Source organism: Rhodococcus sp. IEGM 1370 (assembly GCF_033142325.1).
Classification (GTDB): Bacteria; Actinomycetota; Actinomycetes; order Mycobacteriales; family Mycobacteriaceae; genus Rhodococcoides.
Genome location: NZ_JAWLRY010000002.1, coordinates 539492 through 558934 on the forward strand (window position 1 = coordinate 539492; position 19443 = coordinate 558934).

Annotated in this window: 17 protein-coding genes; 9 read left to right on the top strand and 8 right to left on the bottom strand. The window is 65.8% G+C overall.

Features of this window, described 5'->3' with window-relative positions; genetic code table 11:
* Positions 1 to 4 precede the first annotated feature (4 nt).
* Positions 5 to 1108, top strand: a complete 1104-nt coding sequence (locus tag R4P47_RS05760) for a hypothetical protein (RefSeq protein WP_317784248.1) — start codon at positions 5 to 7, stop codon at positions 1106 to 1108.
* Between the two features lie 64 nt (positions 1109 to 1172).
* Here the strand turns inward: R4P47_RS05760 and R4P47_RS05765 are convergent, their stop codons facing one another.
* The 4 genes from R4P47_RS05765 to R4P47_RS05780 are packed head-to-tail and all read right to left on the bottom strand — an operon-like array spanning position 1173 to position 5301.
* On the bottom strand, positions 1173 to 1430 hold the full coding sequence (locus R4P47_RS05765; RefSeq protein WP_068050678.1) for an HPr family phosphocarrier protein: 258 nt from the start codon (positions 1428 to 1430) through the stop codon (positions 1173 to 1175).
* A 41-nt stretch (positions 1431 to 1471) separates the two neighbouring features.
* Positions 1472 to 3517, bottom strand: a complete 2046-nt coding sequence (locus R4P47_RS05770; RefSeq protein ID WP_269593699.1) for a fructose-specific PTS transporter subunit EIIC — start codon at positions 3515 to 3517, stop codon at positions 1472 to 1474.
* 9 nt (positions 3518 to 3526) lie between these two features.
* Positions 3527 to 4537 carry a 1-phosphofructokinase family hexose kinase gene (locus tag R4P47_RS05775; RefSeq protein ID WP_317784249.1) on the bottom strand — a complete coding sequence of 337 codons (1011 nt, stop codon included), beginning with the start codon at positions 4535 to 4537 and terminating at the stop codon, positions 3527 to 3529.
* Positions 4534 to 5301 (bottom strand): DeoR/GlpR family DNA-binding transcription regulator, encoded by a 768-nt coding sequence (locus tag R4P47_RS05780; RefSeq protein WP_068050675.1) that lies wholly within the window; start codon positions 5299 to 5301, stop codon positions 4534 to 4536. Before R4P47_RS05780 ends, R4P47_RS05775 begins: the two co-directional genes overlap by 4 nt.
* A gap of 171 nt (positions 5302 to 5472) precedes the next feature.
* Between R4P47_RS05780 and ptsP the strand changes: the two genes are divergently transcribed.
* The 3 genes from ptsP (at position 5473) to R4P47_RS05795 (ending at position 9789) form a co-directional block, all read left to right on the top strand.
* Positions 5473 to 7203, top strand: coding sequence for a phosphoenolpyruvate--protein phosphotransferase (gene ptsP, locus R4P47_RS05785; RefSeq protein ID WP_317784250.1), 1731 nt, complete (start codon positions 5473 to 5475; stop codon positions 7201 to 7203).
* A 22-nt stretch (positions 7204 to 7225) separates the two neighbouring features.
* On the top strand, positions 7226 to 8497 hold the full coding sequence (locus R4P47_RS05790) for a uracil-xanthine permease family protein (protein ID WP_269593702.1): 1272 nt from the start codon (positions 7226 to 7228) through the stop codon (positions 8495 to 8497).
* 149 nt (positions 8498 to 8646) lie between these two features.
* Complete coding sequence (locus R4P47_RS05795) at positions 8647 to 9789, top strand: acyl-CoA dehydrogenase family protein (protein ID WP_068050674.1); 1143 nt, start codon at positions 8647 to 8649, stop codon at positions 9787 to 9789.
* Positions 9790 to 9864: 75 nt separating this feature from the next.
* Here R4P47_RS05795 and lexA read toward each other — a convergent pair whose 3' ends face one another.
* On the bottom strand, positions 9865 to 10548 hold the full coding sequence (gene lexA, locus R4P47_RS05800) for a transcriptional repressor LexA (RefSeq protein WP_149406047.1): 684 nt from the start codon (positions 10546 to 10548) through the stop codon (positions 9865 to 9867).
* Positions 10549 to 10933: 385 nt separating this feature from the next.
* Between lexA and R4P47_RS05805 the strand changes: the two genes are divergently transcribed.
* Entirely contained in the window at positions 10934 to 11347 is a 414-nt protein-coding gene (locus tag R4P47_RS05805; RefSeq protein ID WP_068050673.1) for a hypothetical protein, read from the top strand.
* Positions 11348 to 11447: 100 nt separating this feature from the next.
* A complete protein-coding gene (gene nrdR, locus R4P47_RS05810; protein ID WP_008716872.1) occupies positions 11448 to 11912 on the top strand; it encodes a transcriptional regulator NrdR in 465 nt (154 codons plus the stop codon).
* A gap of 12 nt (positions 11913 to 11924) precedes the next feature.
* On the opposite strand, the gene hrpA is transcribed toward nrdR, so the two are convergent.
* Entirely contained in the window at positions 11925 to 15821 is a 3897-nt protein-coding gene (hrpA, locus tag R4P47_RS05815; RefSeq protein WP_317784251.1) for an ATP-dependent RNA helicase HrpA, read from the bottom strand.
* A gap of 70 nt (positions 15822 to 15891) precedes the next feature.
* On the opposite strand from hrpA, the gene R4P47_RS05820 reads away from it, so the two are divergent.
* Complete coding sequence (locus R4P47_RS05820) at positions 15892 to 16566, top strand: Pr6Pr family membrane protein (RefSeq protein ID WP_149405910.1); 675 nt, start codon at positions 15892 to 15894, stop codon at positions 16564 to 16566.
* A gap of 3 nt (positions 16567 to 16569) precedes the next feature.
* A complete protein-coding gene (locus R4P47_RS05825; protein ID WP_269596126.1) occupies positions 16570 to 17829 on the top strand; it encodes an aspartate aminotransferase family protein in 1260 nt (419 codons plus the stop codon).
* Here the strand turns inward: R4P47_RS05825 and R4P47_RS05830 are convergent.
* A complete protein-coding gene (locus R4P47_RS05830) occupies positions 17813 to 18043 on the bottom strand; it encodes a hypothetical protein (RefSeq protein ID WP_068050670.1) in 231 nt (76 codons plus the stop codon). The two genes, R4P47_RS05825 and R4P47_RS05830, sit on opposite strands and share 17 nt — an antisense overlap.
* Before the next feature lie 38 nt (positions 18044 to 18081).
* On the opposite strand from R4P47_RS05830, the gene R4P47_RS05835 reads away from it, so the two are divergent.
* Entirely contained in the window at positions 18082 to 18756 is a 675-nt protein-coding gene (locus R4P47_RS05835; RefSeq protein WP_317547218.1) for a hypothetical protein, read from the top strand.
* On the opposite strand, the gene R4P47_RS05840 is transcribed toward R4P47_RS05835, so the two are convergent.
* A complete protein-coding gene (locus R4P47_RS05840; RefSeq protein ID WP_149405907.1) occupies positions 18746 to 19417 on the bottom strand; it encodes a PhzF family phenazine biosynthesis protein in 672 nt (223 codons plus the stop codon). The genes R4P47_RS05835 and R4P47_RS05840 overlap by 11 nt on opposite strands.
* Between the last annotated feature and the right edge of the window lie 26 nt (positions 19418 to 19443).

Sequence of the window (19443 nt, forward strand, 5' to 3'; positions counted from 1 at the left end):
CTCGGTGGGGCCACGGCTGGTGGTGTGCGGGGCGGCCGCGGCTGCGGTCGCCACGGCGGTCGCGTTCTCGGGGCCTGCCTTCGCCGCTCCGATCGAGACCGAAACGTATTGTCGACCAACCGATCCTGGTCTCGCCGAGTTGTCAGGCCTGACCTCGATCGACGGGGTCCTCTACGCAATCGGCGACAGCGGAGCCGATGATCGGGTTGCGGCGCTCGGTGCCGACTGCACGGTCGAGCGATGGATCGACGTTCCCGTCGACCCGTACGACGTCGAGGACCTGACCTCGTACGACGGCTCGCTGTGGTTGGCGGACATCGGCGACAATCAGATGCGACGCGACACAGTGGCATTGACGCGCATGGACCCGGCATCGGGCGCGGGCGAACTGTACCGACTGACCTACCCGGACGGCGCACACGACGCCGAGGCGATCCTGATCGAGCCCGGTGGTAGACCGGTGATCGTCACCAAGGAACTCTCGGGCGTGAGCGGGGTGTACGTACCTGCAGGCGACGAATCCATCACCGATCTGAGCAGTCCAGGGCCGACGCCGATGCGCAAGGTGGGAGATCTGGCGTTCACCGCAACGGACACGGTCGGTGGGCCGCCGTTCGTGGTCGGATCGATATTGGCGACCGGGGGAGCGGTGAGCGCCGACGGCAGCGTCGCCGCGGTGCGCACGTACACCGACGCGTACCTGTTCGATTTTTCCGATGGCGATATTGCGTCCGCGCTGGTCGATCCTGCCACGCCGCGGGCAGTGACGGCATTGCCCGATCAACCGCAGGGCGAGGCACTGGCGTTCCTCGACGACGGAAGTCTGCTCTTCGCATCGGAAGCGGGTTTCGCTCCGACGGACGGAAGCCTCCCGCCGATTCTCCGATTCACGGATGCGCTGTCTTTCGAACTCGTTGTTCCGGAGCCCACCGCCGCCGAATCCAGTGCGCCGGAGTCGGTATCGCCGACCTCGAGCATAGATCAACCCACGCAAACGCCGACAGCGACGGACTCGGAATGGGAATTCCGAGCGGCCGTCGCTGCCGGTGTGGTGCTGATCGCCGGAGCGGTGGGATTCACCGTCCGGCGATCGATGCGTTCTCGTTAGGCGTCGCAGGAGTGGAGCCTGCGGAACGACCTAGGCGTCGCAGGAGTGGAGCCTGCGGAACGACCTAAGCGTCCAGGTCTGCTTCGACGAGGGCGACGACTTTGTCCAACGCTGCCTGGTCGTCGCTGCTGACGGTGACTTCGGTGCCCTTGGTGGCACCGAGCGTCATGATCATCAGGGCCGAACCTGCATCCACCGGCTCCGAGTCGGCCACTGCGAGGGTGACGTCTACGCCGGCTTCGGCGACGGCGTCGGCGATCAGGGCTGCGGGGCGGGCGTGCAGACCGATCGAGGATCCGACGGCGACTGTGGTGCTGGGCATGGTGCTCCTTCGTAGTGGGGTTGTTGCGATCGTAGCGAGTGTCAGACGGTGGCGAGTGCGGGATCGAGTTCGGCGTCCGACGGGGCGTTCTTGCCCTTGACGAACTGCTTGGCCGAGACGACCAGGAACGCGGAGACGATGGTGCCCGCTGCCAGCGAAAGGACGAACCACAGGATGTTTCCGATCGCGAAGAACACGAAGATGCCGCCGTGGGGTGCGCTGAGGGTGACGTCGAACGCCATGATCATCGCACCGGTCACTGCGCCGCCGGCCATCATCGAGGGGATGACGCGGAACGGATCGGCCGCGGCGAACGGAATTGCGCCCTCGGAGATGAATGCAGCTCCCAGGAACCACGCAGCCTTGCCGTTCTCGCGTTCGGCTTCGGTGAACAGGCGTGCGCGAACGGTCGAGGCGAGTGCCATGGCCAGTGGCGGCACCATTCCAGCGGCCATGACCGCTGCCATGATGCGCAGCGACGCGGTGTCGGTGACCGACAGGCCTGCGGTGGCGAATGCGTAGGCTGCCTTGTTGACCGGTCCGCCGAGGTCGAAGCACATCATCAGGCCGAGAATGATGCCGAGGATGATGACCGAGGAACCGCTGAGGCCGTTGAGCCAGTCGGTGAGTCCGCTGGTGATCGCGGCAAGTGGCTTGCCGAGCAGCAGGAACATGATCGCGCCGACGATGAGTGTGGCGAACAGCGGAATGATGACGACCGGCATGAGGCCGCGCAGAACTGCGGGGATCTTCCACTTGCTGATCCAGAGTGCGACGAAGCCGGCGATCAGACCACCGACGAGACCGCCGATGAAGCCTGCACCCACCAGAACGGCCACCGCACCTGCGGTGAATCCCGGTGCCAGACCTGGTCTGTCGGCAATCGCGTAGGAAATGTAGCCGGCCAGCGCGGGCACCAGGAAGCTGAACGACAGCGCGCCGATCTGGAAGAGCACGGCACCGAGGTAGGCGGCGATTCCGCCCTCGGGCAGTGAGGTGATGGAGTTGTTGACGACGATGTCCTCGGCAACTCCGGAGATCTCGTATCCGCCGAGCAGGAAGCCGAGAGCGATCAGCAGACCACCGGCAGCGACGAACGGGATCATGTAGCTGACACCGGTGAGCAGGATCTGGCGGATGCGGGTGCCCCAGCCGAGTTCACCTGCGGAGTCGTTCGAGCCGGCAGCCACTGCGGTACCGCCGACGCGAGCTGAGTCCGGGTTCAGTGCAGCGCGTAGGGCTTCGGTGAGCATGACGTCGGGCTCGTTGATGGCGCGCTTGACGCCCGAGGAGATGACGGGCTTGCCGGCGAAACGCTCGCGGCCCTTGACGCCCACATCGGTGGCGAAGATGACTGCCTCGGCTCCGGCGATGATCTTCGGGTCCAGCGGCGTGCTGCCGCTCGAGCCCTGGGTCTCGACGTGCACCGTGACTCCGGCGCGCTCACCGGCGGCGACGAGGGAATCGGCAGCCATGTAGGTGTGCGCGATTCCGGTGGGGCAGGCGGTGACTGCGACGATGTGCTTGGGGGCAGTGGCCTCGGCCGGGGTGGCGGCCGCGCTGTGCTTGGCGGTCGACACGGGAGCTGCCGCAGTGGTCGTCGCGGCCGGCTTGGCAGCAGGGTTGATGACGCCGTCGACGAGCGTGACGATCTCGGTTGCCGAGGACGCGTTGCGCAGCGAGGTGACGAACTCCGGCTTGACCAGGGCGCGCGCCAGGCTGGAGAGCAACTTCATGTGTGCCGATCCGGCACCGGCCGGCGCGGCGATGAGGAACACGAGGTCAGCGGGGCCGTCGGGGGCACCGAAATCGACCTTGGGGTTCAGTCGGGCGAATCCGAGCGAGGCCGAGGTGACCGCTTCGGAGCGGCAGTGTGGGATGGCGATGCCGCCGGGCAGGCCTGTTGCAGACTGCGCTTCACGAGCCAGAGCGGCGTCGCGCAGAGCATCGGTCTCGGTTGCGCGACCCGCGGAAGCCAGAACGCCTGCGAGGCGTTCGATGACGGCTTCCTTGGATTCGCCGAGATCGGCGTCGAGGAGGATCAGATCCTCGGCGATGATCTGCTGATCTTCGGTGGGGGTGGACATTGCAGGCTCCTAGAGACGATTCGAAGAAGGGGAGAGCGCGGACGGGGTGACGGAGGTGGGGATGTCGAGCGCACGGACCGTCACCGAATTCGGATGGGTCTGCTCGGGCAGTGGAAGCGTGGTGCCTGGAAGCGCGGTTGCCGCCGTTCCGTAGGCGACGGCGCGGCGAAGTTTGTCTGCGTCGGAACAGTTCTCGGCGTCGGCGAGGATGTAGCCGGCGAGCGAGGAATCGCCTGCGCCGACCGTGCTGACCGCGGTGATCGGGGGCGGGCTGGCGTACCAGGATCCGTCCTCGGTGACCAGGACGGCTCCGGCGCTGCCGAGAGTGGCCAACACCGCGCCGACGCCTCGGCCGAGAAGGATTGTGCTGGCTGCAATCGCTGCCGTCGGATCACCCTGCGCCGCTGCGCTTTCCAACTCTTCGGAATCGTACCCGGTGAGTTGGGCTAGTTCTTCGGAATTGGGTTTGATCAGATCGGGTGCCGACGCCGGGAAGGCCGCCGCGAGAGCGAGCAGTGGCTCGTCGGAGGTATCCACCGCAACTTTCGCCGACGTGGCACGCAGCGCCGTGACGAGCTCGGCGTACCAGTCGACGGGCAGACCGGGCGGAAGCGAACCGGAGAGCACCACCCATTCGGCATCGACTGCGAGAGAGAGGATTCGCTCCCGCAGCTCGGTGCGGGTCTGCTCCGACACCGTCGCACCGGGCTCGTTGATCTTGGTGGTGGTGCCACCGACCTCGCTCACCGTGATGTTGGTACGGGCCGGCCCCGACGTCGGAACGGCGGAGTACCGCACGCCCTTGTCGGACATCGCGTCGAGCAGCGGGTCTCCGACATTGGCCGGGAGTACGGCCATCGCGTCGATTCCGGATCCGCCGAGGACGCGAGCGACGTTGACGCCCTTGCCGCCCGGGTCGGAGACCGACGTCGATGCCCGGTGCACGCCCCCGCGAACCAGTGGTGTGTCGAGCGTGACCGTGCGGTCGATGCTCGGGTTGGCCGTGAGTGTGACCATCATGCGATCACCACCTCGATTCCTTTGTCGCTGAGCTTCTTACGGTCGTTGTTCGAGATATCGCTGTCGGTGACGATGACGTCGATGGACTGCACTCGGGCGAAGCTCACCAGGTGCTCGCGTCCGATCTTCGACGAATCTGCGAGCACCACAACGTGATTGGCTGCATCGACCATCGCGCGCTTGACGGCTGCCTCGTCACTGTCCGGGGTGGACAGGCCGTGTCCGACGCTGATGGCGTTGGTACCGATGAACGCGACGTCCACCCGTAGCCATTCGAGGGCGCGCAGTGCTTCGTCGCCGACGGCAGCCTGGGTCGTTCCGCGCACCCGCCCGCCGAGCAGTCGAAGACTCACGCTCGGCATGGTTGCGGCCCGCGCGGCGATCGGCACCGAGTTGGTCACCAGAGTCAGCTCGCGGTCGTGGGGAAGCAGGCCCGCCAACCGGCCCGTCGTGGTGCCCGCGTCGAACACCGCACTGCCGCCCACCGGTGGCAGGAAGGACAACGCCGCGGCTGCGATGGCGTCCTTCTGGTCGGCGCGGGTGAACTCTCGCTCGGAGACGCCGGGCTCGAGTGTGGTCAGTGCGGACGCGGGTACTGCTCCACCGTGGACGCGGCGGACGACTCCCATTCGGTCGAGGGTGGCGAGATCGCGTCGCACGGTTTCGGTGGTGACGCCGTACGTGGCCGACAGATCGTTGACGGAGACGCGGCCGTGCGTGCTGATCAGTTCGGCGATGGCGTGTTGGCGTTCTTCGGCGTACACCTGCGTCTCCTTCCCGGTTGATGTTGCTTTATGTTGTTTTACGCCCGTGTGTGTTGACATGTCAAGGGTTTGGAGTAATCTCGGTCACAACATAGGCAAGTGAGTGAGTACGCCACAGCTCGCCGAACAGATGCGATGACCTTTGTTCACGCAGGATCCGAGGAGGACCACATGACGGGATCGGTTAGCACCGCTTCGACCGGACACACCGACACGACAGTCGATGCAGCCGGGGCCGGAGCAGCGCAGACGACACTGCGCGGCACACCCGTCGTGCCCGGCGTCGGATACGGCCCCGTCATTCGTCCCGGTGCCCGCCCGTCCATCCCGGCCGACACCGGCGAGGTGGCCGAGGTCGATCGGGAGGCCGAGAAGGCTGTCTTCGACGCCGCAGCGAATGCTGTCGCCTCCCGACTACGCGGTCGCGCGGAGCTCGCGACCGGCGCTGCTTCGGAGGTTCTGTCTGCCAACGCCGCAATGGCCACCGACCGCGGATGGCTCGGGGCCGCTCGCTCCTCGATCGCCAAGGGCAGTTCTGCCGTCACGGCAACGGCGGCGGCAACGGAGAAGTTCGCCGCGATGTTCACCCAGCTCGGCGGACTGATGGCCGAGCGCGTGACCGATCTGCGCGACATTCGCGATCGCGTCATCGCCGAGATCCTCGGCGTTCCGGAGCCCGGTGTTCCGGTACCCGACCAACCGTCGGTGCTGTTCGCCGACGATCTTGCGCCCGCCGACACCGCCGGCCTGGACCCCACCCTGATCGTGGGACTCGCCACCTCGCTGGGCGGTCCGACCAGTCACACCGCGATCATTGCGCGCCAGCTGGGCATTCCGTGCATCGTCGCCGTGGCGGGGCTCGACGACATCGCCGCGGGTACGAACGCATCTGTCGACGGAACCAGCGGCCGCATCGATCTCGAACCCGACGCCGACTCGGCCCGCGCTGCCGTCGTGTCTGCCCGCGACGAGCTCGACCGGGTATCCCAGTGGGTCGGTCCCGGAACCACCGCCGACGGCCACGCAGTCGACATTCTCGCCAACGTCCAGGACGGTGCCGGTGCTCGCGCGGCGCGGTCGAGCGCAGCGGACGGCGTCGGTCTGTTTCGTACCGAGCTGTGCTTCCTGGACCGCGACTCCGAACCCACCGTCGACGAGCAGGCCGAGATCTACGCACAGGTACTCGACGCGTTCGCAGGCAAGAAGGTCGTCGTTCGGACTCTCGACGCCGGCTCGGACAAGCCACTTCGGTTCGCCACTCATCCCGACGAGGCCAACCCGGCACTGGGCATTCGCGGTATCCGCATCGCCGAGGCCGACCGAGGGATTCTGTACCGCCAGCTCGACGGCATCGCGGCAGCCGCGAAGGCGACCGATTCCTCCCCGTGGGTGATGGCTCCGATGATCGCGACGGCGCTGGAGGCAAAGGATTTCGCTGCCGACGTCCGCGAGCGCGGACTCACTCCGGGTGTCATGATCGAGATCCCCGCCGCCGCTCTGCTCGCCGAACACATCCTCGAGCACGTCGACTTCCTGTCCATCGGCACCAACGACCTGGCGCAGTACACGATGGCCGCCGACCGCATGTCCGCTCAGCTCGCCGGCCTGACCGATCCGTGGCAGCCGGCCGTGCTGGCACTGGTGGCGCACACCGCGGCCGCGGGAGCCAAGGCGGGCAAGCCCGTCGGAGTCTGCGGTGAGGCCGCTGCCGATCCACTGCTGGCCTGCGTGCTGGTAGGGCTGGGCATCACCTCGCTCTCGGCTGCGTCGGCTGCCGTCGCGCACGTGGGGTCGAAACTGGCAACGGTCACACTCGCTCAGTGCAAGGAAGCGGCAGCGGCCGCGCTGAAAACGGACAGCACCGCCGCTGCCCGCGACGCAGTGAGCGCGATTCTCGGCTGATCCAATAGTGTTGCCTTCCATCATGAGAACTCTCGGTTGGACGCTGCACGGAAACGGAAAGACCGTCGACGCCGGGGCGGTGGTCTCGCCCGATGAGCGATTGACGTGGCCCCGCACCATCGGTATCGGAATGCAGCATGTGGTCGCGATGTTCGGCGCGACCCTGTTGGTTCCGACGATCACCGGATTTCCGGTGTCGACGACACTGCTGTTCTCGGGCATAGGGACGGCGCTGTTCCTGGTCATCACCCGAGGCCGGGTGCCCAGCTACCTGGGTTCCTCCTTCGCGTTTCTGGCCCCGCTCGGTGCCACCCAAGCCAACGGACCTGCCGCCCAGCTCGGAGCCGTGCTGTGTGTGGGCGTCGTACTGGCAGCAGTGGGCTTCGTGGTGAAGTTCGCAGGGCAGCGGGTACTCGACGCGGCGATGCCGCCCGTCGTGACGGGTGCCGTCGTGGTGCTCATCGGGCTGAACCTGGCACCGGCCGCCACCACGTCGTTCGAGGCACAGCCGCTGATCGCAGCCATCACCCTGGTCGCGATTCTGCTGGCGACAGCCGTGGGACCCGGCCTGATCGGGCGACTGGGAATCCTGCTCGGCGTCGTCGTGGGTTGGGTGTTCGCCGCAGTCACCGGAGGGATCGCGCAACCGCGACTCGACGCACTGAGCGCTGCGAGCTGGATCGGTCTGCCCGAGTTTCGTGGACCGTCGTTCGAGCTGTCGGTGATCCTCGTGGCGCTGCCGGTGGTGATCGTCCTGGTCGCCGAGAACGTGGGGCACGTCAAAGCCGTCGCCGCGATGACCGGCAAGAACCTCGACGATGTGGCCGGCGACGCCTTGATCGCCGACGGGCTGGCGACCACGCTGGCCGGAGCAGGCGGCGGTTCGGGAACCACCACCTACGCGGAGAACATCGGCGTCATGGCGGCCACTCGTGTCTACTCGACCGCCGCGTACTGGGTCGCATCGATCACCGCGACGGTGCTCGCGTTCTCGCCCAAGTTCGGTGCACTGATCTTCACCGTGCCCGACGGGGTCATCGGCGGCGCAACCCTGGTTCTGTACGGCCTCATCGGGCTGTTGGGCGTACGCATCTGGACCGACGCGAAGGTCGACTTCACCGATCCGGTCAATCTCATGGTCGTCGCTGCCGCGCTCGTCGCCGGAATCGGTGACCTGACGCTGTCCGTCGGATCGGTCGAGCTCGGCGGTATCGCGTGGGGTTCGGTCGGCATCCTTCTCGGGTACCCGATCGTCTCGGCGCTCGCGCGAAGCGCGGGCAAACGCGCACGGTAGCGGGGTCGGTCACGAATCGCGCGCGTTTTGGTCATCGACCTCCGTGACGTCCCGAACGTACTGTTGGAGCGTGACGTCAGTCGTACCGACGACCGCGAATGACACCGTTCACAGGTCGATGTCGGTATGCACCGAACAAGGAGATCTGCGTGGAACGCACACTTTTCGAGCCCGAGCACGAGCTGTTCCGGGAGTCGTACCGGAAATTTCTCGATCAGCACGTAGCGCCGAACCATGCGAAGTGGGAAGAGCAGAACATCGTCGACCGCGACGTCTGGGTCGAGGCCGGTAAGCAGGGCTTCCTCGGAACGGCAGCGCCCGAGGAATTCGGTGGCGGCGGAGTCAAGGACTTCCGCTACAACGCCATCGTCACCGAGGAAACCACCCGCGGCGGATACAGCGGTATCGGCTTCACCCTGCACAACGACGTCGTCGCGCCGTACTTCATCGACCTTGCCAACGACGAACAGAAGCAGCGCTGGCTCCCGGGATTCTGCTCCGGCGAACTGATCACCGCGATCGCGATGACCGAGCCCGGCACCGGAAGCGACCTGCAGGGCATCAAGACCAAGGCTGTCCGTGACGGCGACGACTGGGTGCTCAACGGCTCGAAGACGTTCATCACCAACGGAATCAACGCCGACCTGATCATCGTCGTGGCCTGCACCGACCCCGAGAAGGGCGCACAGGGCTTCAGCCTGCTGGTCGTCGAACGCGACATGCCCGGATTCGAGCGCGGCCGCAACCTCGACAAGATCGGCATGAAGGCTCAGGACACCGCCGAACTCAGCTTCACCGACGTGCGCGTGCCCGCCGCCAACCTGCTGGGCGAGGAAGGCATGGGCTTCATCTACCTCATGCAGAATCTGCCCCAGGAACGCCTGTCGATCGCCGTCGTCGCGGCCGCCGCGATGGAATCCGCGCTCGAGATGACGATCCAGTACTGCCGCGACCGTAAGGCCTTCGGAAAGTCGATCGGCAAGTTCCAGAACACCCGATTCGTGTTGGCGGAGTTGGCCACCGAGACCACCGCCACCCGCATCATGGTGGACAAGTTCATCGAACTGCTCAACGAAGACAAGCTGACCGTCCAAGAAGCTGCCATGGCGAAATGGTGGACCACCGAGAACCAGGTCAAACTGATCGACCGGTGCCTGCAGTTGCACGGTGGCTACGGCTACATGAAGGAATACCCGATCGCCAAGGCGTACATGGACTCCCGTGTGCAGACCATCTACGGCGGCACCACCGAGATCATGAAGGAGATCATCGGCCGCGGATTGAATCTGTGATCCGCTGATCCGAAGAACGCGAAGGGCCGCAGCACATGTGCTGCGGCCCTTAGCATGTCACTGCCGTGACGATCTCTACAGCTTGCGCATCACGGTCACGACCTTGCCGAGGATCGCGGCGTTGTTGCCCGGAATGGGCTCGAACAGCGGATTGTGCGGCAGCAGCCACACCTCGCCCTTGGACCGCTTGAACGTCTTGACGGTGGCCTCCCCGTCGATCATCGCAGCGACGATGTCACCGTTGTCGGCCACGGACTGCTGACGAACCACCACCCAGTCGCCGTCGCAGATGGCCGCGTCGATCATCGACTCGCCGACCACCTTGAGCAGAAACAGTGAGCCCTGACCGACCAGCTCGCGGGGGAGCGGGAACACGTCCTCGACGGCCTCTTCGGCCAGAATCGGACCACCGGCGGCGATCCGGCCAAGCACCGGCACGAACGTCGGGGTCGGCAGCCGATCCTGTTCCTCGGACGCGGGCGAACCGTCGACCGCGGCGGCAGCCTGGTCGGCCTGCACCTCGTCGAGACCCCGGACGTCGACGGCACGGGGACGGTTGGCGTCGCGCCGGAGGAAGCCCTTGCGCTCGAGGGTGCGCAGCTGGTGAGCAACGGAAGAGGTCGATGTCAGACCGACCGCATCGCCGATCTCGCGGATGCTGGGCGGGTAGCCGCGCTCGGTGACCGACGCGCGAATGACCTCGAGTACCTTCCGCTGCCGCTCGGTCAGACCCGCACTGATGTCGGTGCCGACCTCCATGGCCTTTGACGTGGGTTCCGCAGCCGGCTTTCCTGCTGCGGCCTTGGTTGCGGTGGCCTTGGCTCCGGTCGTCCTGGAACCCGTCGTCGTGGAACGCGTGGTCGACCTCGTCGAGGTCTCGTCCTTCATGCTGTCGGCCTCCTGCTGGTGTCCTGGGATCCGGTCTGCGGGGTAGGTCTGCGCGGACTGGAGTTGATGGTGTCGACTCGTGTGGCGTGTGGTTTCTGACACGAATCTAGCGTGTATCAGCTGTTGAATCAAACATCTGTTCGACTCGTGTCGCGTTTTCTGCAGACTTTGTCGGAGGCTCGTGATAGAACTTCGAACAAGCGTCCATCGAACGCCTGATCGAACAATCGATCCAACGAGCGAAGTCGAGGTTCCGATGACCATCATCACCGATCGCCCCACCGCCGCCGGTGTCCGTGCCCGGTCCACCGTCGTCGAGCGTCGTCGCCGGGCCCGTCCCGTTCTGCGGAGTCCCCTCGGGATGCACGGCGTCACCACGGTGCCCCGCACACAGAGCGCACCGTGCCTTCCGGTCCTCGACCCGTCGTGGACCGACGTCACCGACCGCGAGGATGCCGATCGCGAGTTCGACGCGACCTCCGCGCACTTCGCGAGCCAGCCGGTTCGACTGCGATCGCTGGTGTTGTGGATGCTCGCAGTGGTCGTCGTGGCCGGTGGTCTGATCGGCATCGCGAACCTGCGAGCCGTCGCACCCGATGCAGGTGTGCAGCCGGCCGGTGTGGTCGAAGTGCACGACGGAGCTCTCGTCGAGTACACGACCGGCAGATGACCACCGCCCCCGTCGGGTTCGAGAAGGCTGAGTATCCTCGGTGGACTGCCCCGATGTGCGTGCTCGTCGTCGGAGCATCGGCTACGACGGAGGGTCCCTCATGCATTGCCCGTTCTGCAGGCATCCCGACTCACGCGTGGTCGACTCGCGTGAGATGGACGAGGGACAGGCAATCCGGCGGCGTCGCTCCTGCCCGGAGTGCGGTCGTCGTTTCACGACCGTCGAGGCAGCAGTGCTTGCAGTCGTGAAGCGCAGCGGCGTGACCGAGCCGTTCAGCCGCGAGAAGGTCGTCAAGGGAGTTCGACGCGCGTGCCAGGGCAGAGATGTCGACAACGATGCGCTGAACCTGCTGGCACAGCAGGTCGAGGACGCAATCCGTGCAGCGGGATCAGCGGAGATCCCCAGCAACGAAGTGGGATTGGCCATTCTCGGTCCGCTCCGTGATCTGGACGAAGTGGCGTACCTGCGCTTCGCTTCCGTGTACCGCTCGTTCAGTTCGGCCGAGGACTTCGAGAAGGAAATCCACGAACTGCGTAAGCACCGCGAGTCCGCCGACATCGACTGACAGTTCCGCCCGTCAGCGGCTCTGGTCCGAGATCGCCTTCTCGATGCGCTTCTCGGAGACCGGATACGCCGTACGAATCCCTTGGGCGAACAGTCCCACGCGCAGCTCCTCGATCATCCAGAACAACTCCTGCAGCCCGGAACTGTTCTTTCTGCTCTCCGGAAGCGAATCCAGCAGTCGTCCGTACGACGCGTACACCCGATCGAGTACATCCATCGCCGCCGCGTCACGGCCTGCGCTGCTCGGCAGAGTGGCCAACCGCTTCGTCGCCGCCGCGAGATAGCGCGGCAGGTCCGCCAATCTGCGAGAACCGAACTCGGTGACGAATCCGCGAAAGATCAAGCCGTCGAGCTGCTCCCGAACATCGTCTGCCGGCTCACCCGAGGCTGATTGCAGTTGCGCCGACAAAGCCAGGGCAGCGGTCAGCACAGGACGAACCAGGGCGAGGACCGCGGCGGTACGCTGCGGGACCTCCGCGTGCACGAGCGCCCTGAGCTTGTCGAAAGCCTCGGGATCTCGTACCGGTCCACCGTGCGCGTCCATTGCTTCCTCGACCGCGAGAACCCGGCATTCCTCGAGCAGTGCATCGACTCCGCCGTACGGATTCTGGCCGAGGGCAAGCCGTTCCGCCGTCGGTAATCCGGCCAACAGTGCTTTGGTGCCCTTCGGCGCAGTCGACAGCAGCAGAGCCCTGGTTCCGGAACGCATCGCTGCCCGCTGCTGAGCAGGGGTGCTCAGGACTCGAACCGCCACGCCCGGTCCTTCCGGCACCAAAGCCGGATAGCCGGTGACCTTCTGGCCTCCCACATCTCGGGTGACGGTCGACTCCAACCGTCCCAGCGTGCTCGAGGTCCACGCCAGCGAGGGCGCACGCTCGGCGTCGCCCACCGCGCTGGCCACCTGGCGGCCGACCTCACCGGACAAACCGGTACGCAGAGCGGTCAGATCCTTGTTGCTGCCCAACACCTTTCCGGACGGGTCGACGGCCGCGAACGTCATTCTCAGGTGCTCGGGGAGTGCCGCAACATCGAAGTCCTTCGCCGTGATGTGGCACTGGGCCGCCCGCGAGAGCTCACGGGCCAATGCCGTCACCAACGTTTCGGCGCGGGGCCGCATGACCGCCAATGCCGCGGCTGCGAAGTCGGGGGCCGGCACGACATTGCGGCGCAACGCTTTCGGAAGCGTCTTGATCAGTGCGGCCACCAACTCGCCGCGCATCCCAGGGACCAGCCAGTCGAAGCCCACCGGCTGTACCTGAGCGAGCAGAGCGATCGGAATTCGTGCGGTGACGCCGTCGGCCGCCGTGCCCGGCTCGAACTGGTAGGTCAGGGGAAACTGGATCTCGCCCTGTCGCCATGCGTCGGGATACGCGCCGGTCAGTACCGAGGCCGCGTCGGAGTTGACGACGGTGTCGGTGGTGAAGTCGAGCAGCGCCGGGTCCTGTCTGCGGGCCTTCTTCCACCAGGTGTCGAAGTGCCGTGCCGACACCGCCTCCGGGGCGATGCGGGCGTCGTAGAAGTCGAACAGAGCGTCGTCGTCGACGACGATGTCTCGCCGTCGGGCGCGATGTTCGAGTTCACCCACGTCGTCGAGCAGTGCCCTGTTCTTGTGGAAGAAGGCATGCTGGGTCTTCCACTCGCCCTCCACCAGCGCATGTCTGATGAACAGCTCTCGGGACGCCTCGGGGTCGATACGGTGATAGTTCACCGGACGTTGCGTCACCAACGGAATGCCGTACAGCGTCACCCGCTCGTAGGCCATCGCCGATTCACGCTTGATCGACCAATGTGGTTCCGAGTACGTCCGCTTGACCAGATGCGGTGCCAACCGCTCGGCCCACTCCGGCTCGATGCGAGCAGCCATACGGCCCCACAGGCGCCCGGTCTCGACCAGCTCGGCGGCCATGACCCAGCGCGGGGGCTTCTTGAACAGACCCGAACCGGGGAATATCGCGAAGTGAGCTCCGCGCGCGCCGAGGAACTCGCGTTTGTCCCCCTCCCTGAGTCCGACGTGCGAGAGCAGCCCGGACAGCAGCGACTGATGCAGGGCGGTCTCGGTGGAATCGGCGTCGGGCACCGTCCACCCGAGCCCGCGGGTGATCTGACGCAGTTGGCCGTGCAGATCCTGCCACTCGCGAATACGTAGGTAGTGCAGGAACTCTGTTCGGCACATGCGTCGGAACTGGTTGGAGGACAATTCGTTTCGCTGCTCGCGCAGATATGTCCACAGTTTCACGTACGCCAGGAAGTCGGAGTTCTCGACTGCGAAGCGTGCATGCTTCTCGTCCGCTGCCTGCTGATGCTCGGCGGGCCGCTCGCGAACGTCCTGAATCGACAGGGCCGCCACGACCACCAACGCGTCGCGAAGAGAGCCGTTGCCGTTGGCCTCGACGAGCATCCGAGCCATCCGAGGATCGACCGGCAGTGCCGAGAGTTCCCGGCCGATCGGGGTCAGCTCTGCAGTGCCGTCCTTGGTGGCCGGCTTCAGCGCCCCGAGTTCCTCGAGCAGTCCGATTCCGTCCCTGATACTGCGCGGATCGGGCGGTTCGACGAACGGGAACGCGTCGATCTTGCCCAGCCCGAGTGCGGTCATCTGCAGGATGACCGACGCCAGGTTGGTGCGCAGTATCTCCGGCTCGGTGAACTGTGGACGCGACTCGAAATCCTCTTCGGAATACAGCCGGATGCAGATGCCGTCGGCGACGCGGCCACAGCGGCCGGCCCGCTGCCGCGCCGACGCCTGGGAGATCGGCTCGATGGGGAGTCGTTGCACCTTGGTGCGCAACGAATATCGCGAGATTCGAGCGGTACCGGGGTCGACCACGTAGCGGATGCCGGGGACCGTCAGCGATGTTTCCGCGACGTTCGTCGAGAGCACCACGCGTCGGCCCGAGTGCGGGGAGAACACTCGGTGTTGTTCGGCCGCAGAGAGTCTCGCATACAAAGGAACGATCTCGGTGTTGCGGAGATTGCGATCGTTCAGGGCGTCGGCGGTGTCGCGAATCTCGCGTTCACCGGACAGGAACACCAGAATGTCGCCGTCGCCCTCGGCCATCAGCTCGTCGACGGCCTGACAGGTCGCGTCGACGGGGTCGAGATCGATCGTGGTGTCCCCGGCGTCGACGGTCAGTGGCCGATAGCGCATCTCGACCGGGAACGTGCGACCGGAGACCTCGATGATCGGGGCAGGCACGCCGTCCCGCGCGAAGTGCTGGGCGAACCGTTCGGGGTCGATCGTCGCCGAGGTGATGACGATCTTGAGGTCGGGACGCCGGGGGAGAAGCTGCGCCAGGTAACCCAGGATGAAGTCGATGTTGAGGCTGCGCTCGTGCGCTTCGTCGATGATCAGGGTGTCGTACTGTCGCAGCAGTCTGTCTCGCTGGATCTCCGCCAGCAGGATGCCGTCTGTCATCAGCTTGACGAGGGTCGAATCCGAGGACTGGTCGGTGAATCTCACCTTGTAGCCGATGGATTCACCCAGGGGCTCGCCCACCTCCTCGGCGATGCGTTCGGCCACCGTGCGGGCAGCGAGGCGTCGAGGCTGAGTGTGGCCGATCGAACCGCGAATTCCGCGGCCCAGTGCGAGAGCGATCTTGGGAATCTGAGTGGTCTTACCCGAACCGGTCTCACCGGCGACGATGACGACCTGGTGTTCGGCGATGGCGGCTGCGATGTCGTCCTTGCGGAGACTGACCGGAAGCGACTCGGGGAACTCGAGGGTCGGCACCGCCGCCCGGCGATTGGCCACTACCGTCTCGGCGCGGGCGACATCGCGTTCGAGAGCGGCGAACGCGTCGTCGGTACGAGCCTTGTCCAGTCGCCGCCGCAGCCGGTTCTCGTCCCGGATCGTGACGTCTGCCAGACGTGTGGCGAGAGATTTTCGCTGACCGGACAAATTCGAGTTAGACATACTCTGTCCAGGATATCCGCATCGACGCAACCGCCGTGAATGCCGGCCGAGACTGTGCCAGGATCGCCGTATGAGCATCGTGCACGATGTCACTGCCGAACCGCGTACGCCGGTACCGATCAGGACGCTGCGGGTGCTGTTCGCCGCGCTCACCGCCGCAGCGCTCGTCTCGATCGTTCTGGACGGACTTGCCGCCCCGACGTTCTCGTTGGTCAACTACTTCAGCTACTTCACCGTGATCAGCAACGTCCTGACGGTGCTCGTCCTCACGATCGGCGGCGTGATCGATCCGCGGACTTCGGGATGGCAGCTCTTTCGCGGAGCGGTGACGCTCTACATGGTGATCACCGGGATCATCTACGCGGTGTTGCTTGCGAACATCGATGTCGGTGTCGCGGATCCGTGGACCAACAACGTGGTGCATCGAATCATGCCCGTGGTCCTTCTGCTCGACTGGATTCTCGCTCCACCGCGTCGGCAGATCTCCGAGTCACGCAGCCTGACGTGGTTGCTCTTCCCGCTGGTCTACGGGATCTACACCCTGATCCGTGGACCCGTCGTCGACTGGTACCCCTATCCCTTCCTCGATCCGAGGGAACGGGGATACCCCGCGCTTGCGGTCGGGCTGGTGGTGTTGACCGTCGCTTTCGCGCTCATGGCGCTGGCAGTGAATGCTCTCGGACGGCTCGCGGGACGGTGGAGGCACGGATCGGTCTCGAGCGAAACGGACTCCACTACTGTGTAGCGCATGTCTTCCGACCTCGATCCAGCGGCCACCACACACTCCTCCGCGCTGTGGCACGGCTTCGCCGACATGGGCAACGTCACCGCCAGCGGGCCGTTCGTCGTCTCGCGAGGCGAGGGTGCGTACATCTTCGACAACAAGGGAACGAAGTATCTCGACGCGACCGCCGGTCTGTGGTTCACCAACGTCGGTCACGGCCGACGCGAGATCGCCGATGCCGTTGCCACACAGCTGAGCTCGATCGCTCACTACTCGAACTTCGGCGACTTCGTACCCGAGACCACGTTGGCCTTGGCCGATCGTCTCGCTGCCATCGCACCGGTTCCGGGTAGCAAGATCTTCTTCACCTCCGGTGGCTCGGACTCCATCGACACCGCCGCGAAGCTCGCGCGCCGCTACTGGGTCGAAATGGGACAACCGGCCAAGAAGATCATCGTCGGACGGCAGAAGGCCTATCACGGCATGCACGTCGCCGGCACCGCGCTGGCCGGTATCCCGGTCAACAAGGAGAACTACGGTGAGCTGATGCCCGACGCCAGGACAGTGGCGTGGGACGACGCGAAGTCGCTGCTGGCGCTGATCGAGGAGGTCGGTGCCGAGAACGTGGCCGCATTCTTCTGCGAGCCGGTGATCGGTGCCGGCGGAATCTACCTGCCGCCGGAGGGCTACCTGCGCGAGGTGCGGCAGATCTGTCGCGACAACGACGTGCTGTTCGTCGCGGACGAGGTCGTCACCGGGTTCGGTCGGATCGGCGGCAGCTGGTTCGCCTCCACCCGGTTCGAGCTGGAACCCGACCTGATGACGACCGCCAAGGGGTTGACGTCCGGGTACGTACCGATGGGTGCTGTCTTCATCGCCCCGAAGATCGCCGAGCCGTTCTTCGCGGGCGGCGTGTGGTGGCGACACGGGTACACCTACGGCGGCCACGCCGGAGCGGCGGCGGCAGCGATGGCCAACCTCGACATCATCGAGCGCGAAGAGCTGCTCTCGCACTCCAAGCGCATCGAGGCGGCCCTGCACACCCACCTCGCGCCACTGGCCGCACACGAACGAGTATCGGAGATCCGCAGCGGAATCGGTGCTGTTGCCGCCGTGCAGCTCGCCGACCCGGCCGAAGCATTGCCTTTCGTCAAAACGCTTCGGGCACACGGGGTCTCCGGCCGCGCCGCCGGCCAGGGTGCGATGCAGATCTCGCCCGCATTCGTCATGACCGACGCCGAGATCGAAGAGCTGGCCGCGCGGATCCTCAGCGCGCTCGGCTGAACCGAAGTCTGCCGAGCAGCTGCTTCCCTCGCGACAGCGGGGGAGCGGGTGCCGGTGTCGGCTCGTCGGAGACAGCCGCGAAACGACGGTGCAGCTGCTCGCGCACTTCCTCGGGCGCGTAGGCACGACGCTTGCGCTCGGATCGAACCACCAACGCCCCGGTGGCCGCGACACCGACCATCCCGGCGAGACCGACAGCCTTCCACACGTTCATCCGGCCACCGTACCGTCACGAGATCTAGGGTGTGGACCATGAATCCGTCGCGAATCAGCCTCGATACCGCAGTCGAGGCCACCAGAACGGGGGACATCTGGATCTTCCGCGGACAGTCGAACGCCGATCGCGCAATCCAGGCACTGACCAACAGTCCGGTCAACCACGTCGGCATGTCCGTCGTGATCGACGACCTGCCTCCGCTGATGTGGCACGCCGAACTGGGGAAGTCGTTGCAGGACATGTGGACCGGCAACTTCCAGCGCGGAGTGCAGCTGCACGATCTGCGAGCGGCCGTGACCCAGTGGGCCACGAAGTACGAACAGCGGTGCTGGCTGCGACAATTGGACGGATACGCGGGTCGTTCTGCAGGCTCCACCCCGTCCGTGACGAAAGAGCAGGAGGACGCCCTGCTTCGCACCATCGCCCGCTTGGACGGCACAGCCTTTCCGACCACCGCCTCGCTCGCCGGTCGTTGGTTCCGGGGCCGAGTCCCCACACTGCGTCGCAGCCAACGCGAGGGAGCAGCCCTCGAAACCGCCTACTGCGCAGAGGTGGTGGCCATGACCTACGACGCGATGGGTCTGCTCACCGGCAACAAGAAAGCCAACTGGTTCGACCCAGGAAAGTTCTGGAGCGGCGATCGACTCCCACTCGCCGACGGTGTTCGTCTGGGCGAGGAAATCGAGGTGGACGTACCCGTCAGAGGCTGATCGACGCGTCCGCCGCGGTACGTCCGCCCAGCTCCACCCATCCGGCTTCGAAGGTGGTGTGCAATCGAGATCCGGCTCCCTGCAGGATGTTCAGGCTCCGGCCGAGTTCACCGGTCAGCCGGACGGCGGCAGCGCCGGTCGCTTCGTCCTCGGCGATACCCATCATCGGTGCGAACATGCGTGATCGCAGCGCGCCGTGCTCCTCGTCGGTCCAGGCCCAGACGTAGTGGTGCCCGCTGTCGTACGCACTCGGGTCCGCTGCCGTCACCTCGGCCGCGTCCTGGACCTGATGAAAGGTGAAGTGCGGAGTCCAGTCGGCTCGGGCCCGAACCCAGGTGTGCTCGCCCTCGTAGCGGATGTTCAGCGGCGCGGCAGGAACTGTGAGCACATCGATCGGGTGTCCCTGCTCGCGCAGCCACCACGAGAGTCCGACCGTGGGATGCCCGGCGAAGGGCAATTCCACGGCGGGCGTGTAGATGGTGGCCGAGGCTGTACCGGAGTCGGTGCGATCGACGAACACCGTCTCGCTGAAGCCGAGCTCGGTGGCGAACTGCTGTCGGTCCGCCTCGGCGACGTCATCCGCGGCCACGATGCCGAGGGGGTTGCCGAACCTGCCGTCGGCATCGGTGAACACTCGGACGACGGACACGTCGGTAGCCATGCCCGGACGGTACCAAACGCCGAACG

Coding starts and splice junctions, on each gene's coding strand:
- R4P47_RS05790 (WP_269593702.1), top strand. CDS start 7,226: ATGAGAACTCTCGGTTGGACGCTGCACGGAAACGGAAAGACCGTCGAC.
- R4P47_RS05820 (WP_149405910.1), top strand. CDS start 15,892: ATGAGCATCGTGCACGATGTCACTGCCGAACCGCGTACGCCGGTACCG.
- nrdR (WP_008716872.1), top strand. CDS start 11,448: ATGCATTGCCCGTTCTGCAGGCATCCCGACTCACGCGTGGTCGACTCG.
- R4P47_RS05830 (WP_068050670.1), bottom strand. CDS start 18,043: ATGAACGTGTGGAAGGCTGTCGGTCTCGCCGGGATGGTCGGTGTCGCG.
- R4P47_RS05835 (WP_317547218.1), top strand. CDS start 18,082: ATGAATCCGTCGCGAATCAGCCTCGATACCGCAGTCGAGGCCACCAGA.
- lexA (WP_149406047.1), bottom strand. CDS start 10,548: ATGGAGGTCGGCACCGACATCAGTGCGGGTCTGACCGAGCGGCAGCGG.
- R4P47_RS05775 (WP_317784249.1), bottom strand. CDS start 4,537: ATGATGGTCACACTCACGGCCAACCCGAGCATCGACCGCACGGTCACG.
- R4P47_RS05765 (WP_068050678.1), bottom strand. CDS start 1,430: ATGCCCAGCACCACAGTCGCCGTCGGATCCTCGATCGGTCTGCACGCC.
- ptsP (WP_317784250.1), top strand. CDS start 5,473: ATGACGGGATCGGTTAGCACCGCTTCGACCGGACACACCGACACGACA.
- hrpA (WP_317784251.1), bottom strand. CDS start 15,821: ATGTCTAACTCGAATTTGTCCGGTCAGCGAAAATCTCTCGCCACACGT.
- R4P47_RS05840 (WP_149405907.1), bottom strand. CDS start 19,417: ATGGCTACCGACGTGTCCGTCGTCCGAGTGTTCACCGATGCCGACGGC.
- R4P47_RS05805 (WP_068050673.1), top strand. CDS start 10,934: ATGACCATCATCACCGATCGCCCCACCGCCGCCGGTGTCCGTGCCCGG.
- R4P47_RS05825 (WP_269596126.1), top strand. CDS start 16,570: ATGTCTTCCGACCTCGATCCAGCGGCCACCACACACTCCTCCGCGCTG.
- R4P47_RS05770 (WP_269593699.1), bottom strand. CDS start 3,517: ATGTCCACCCCCACCGAAGATCAGCAGATCATCGCCGAGGATCTGATC.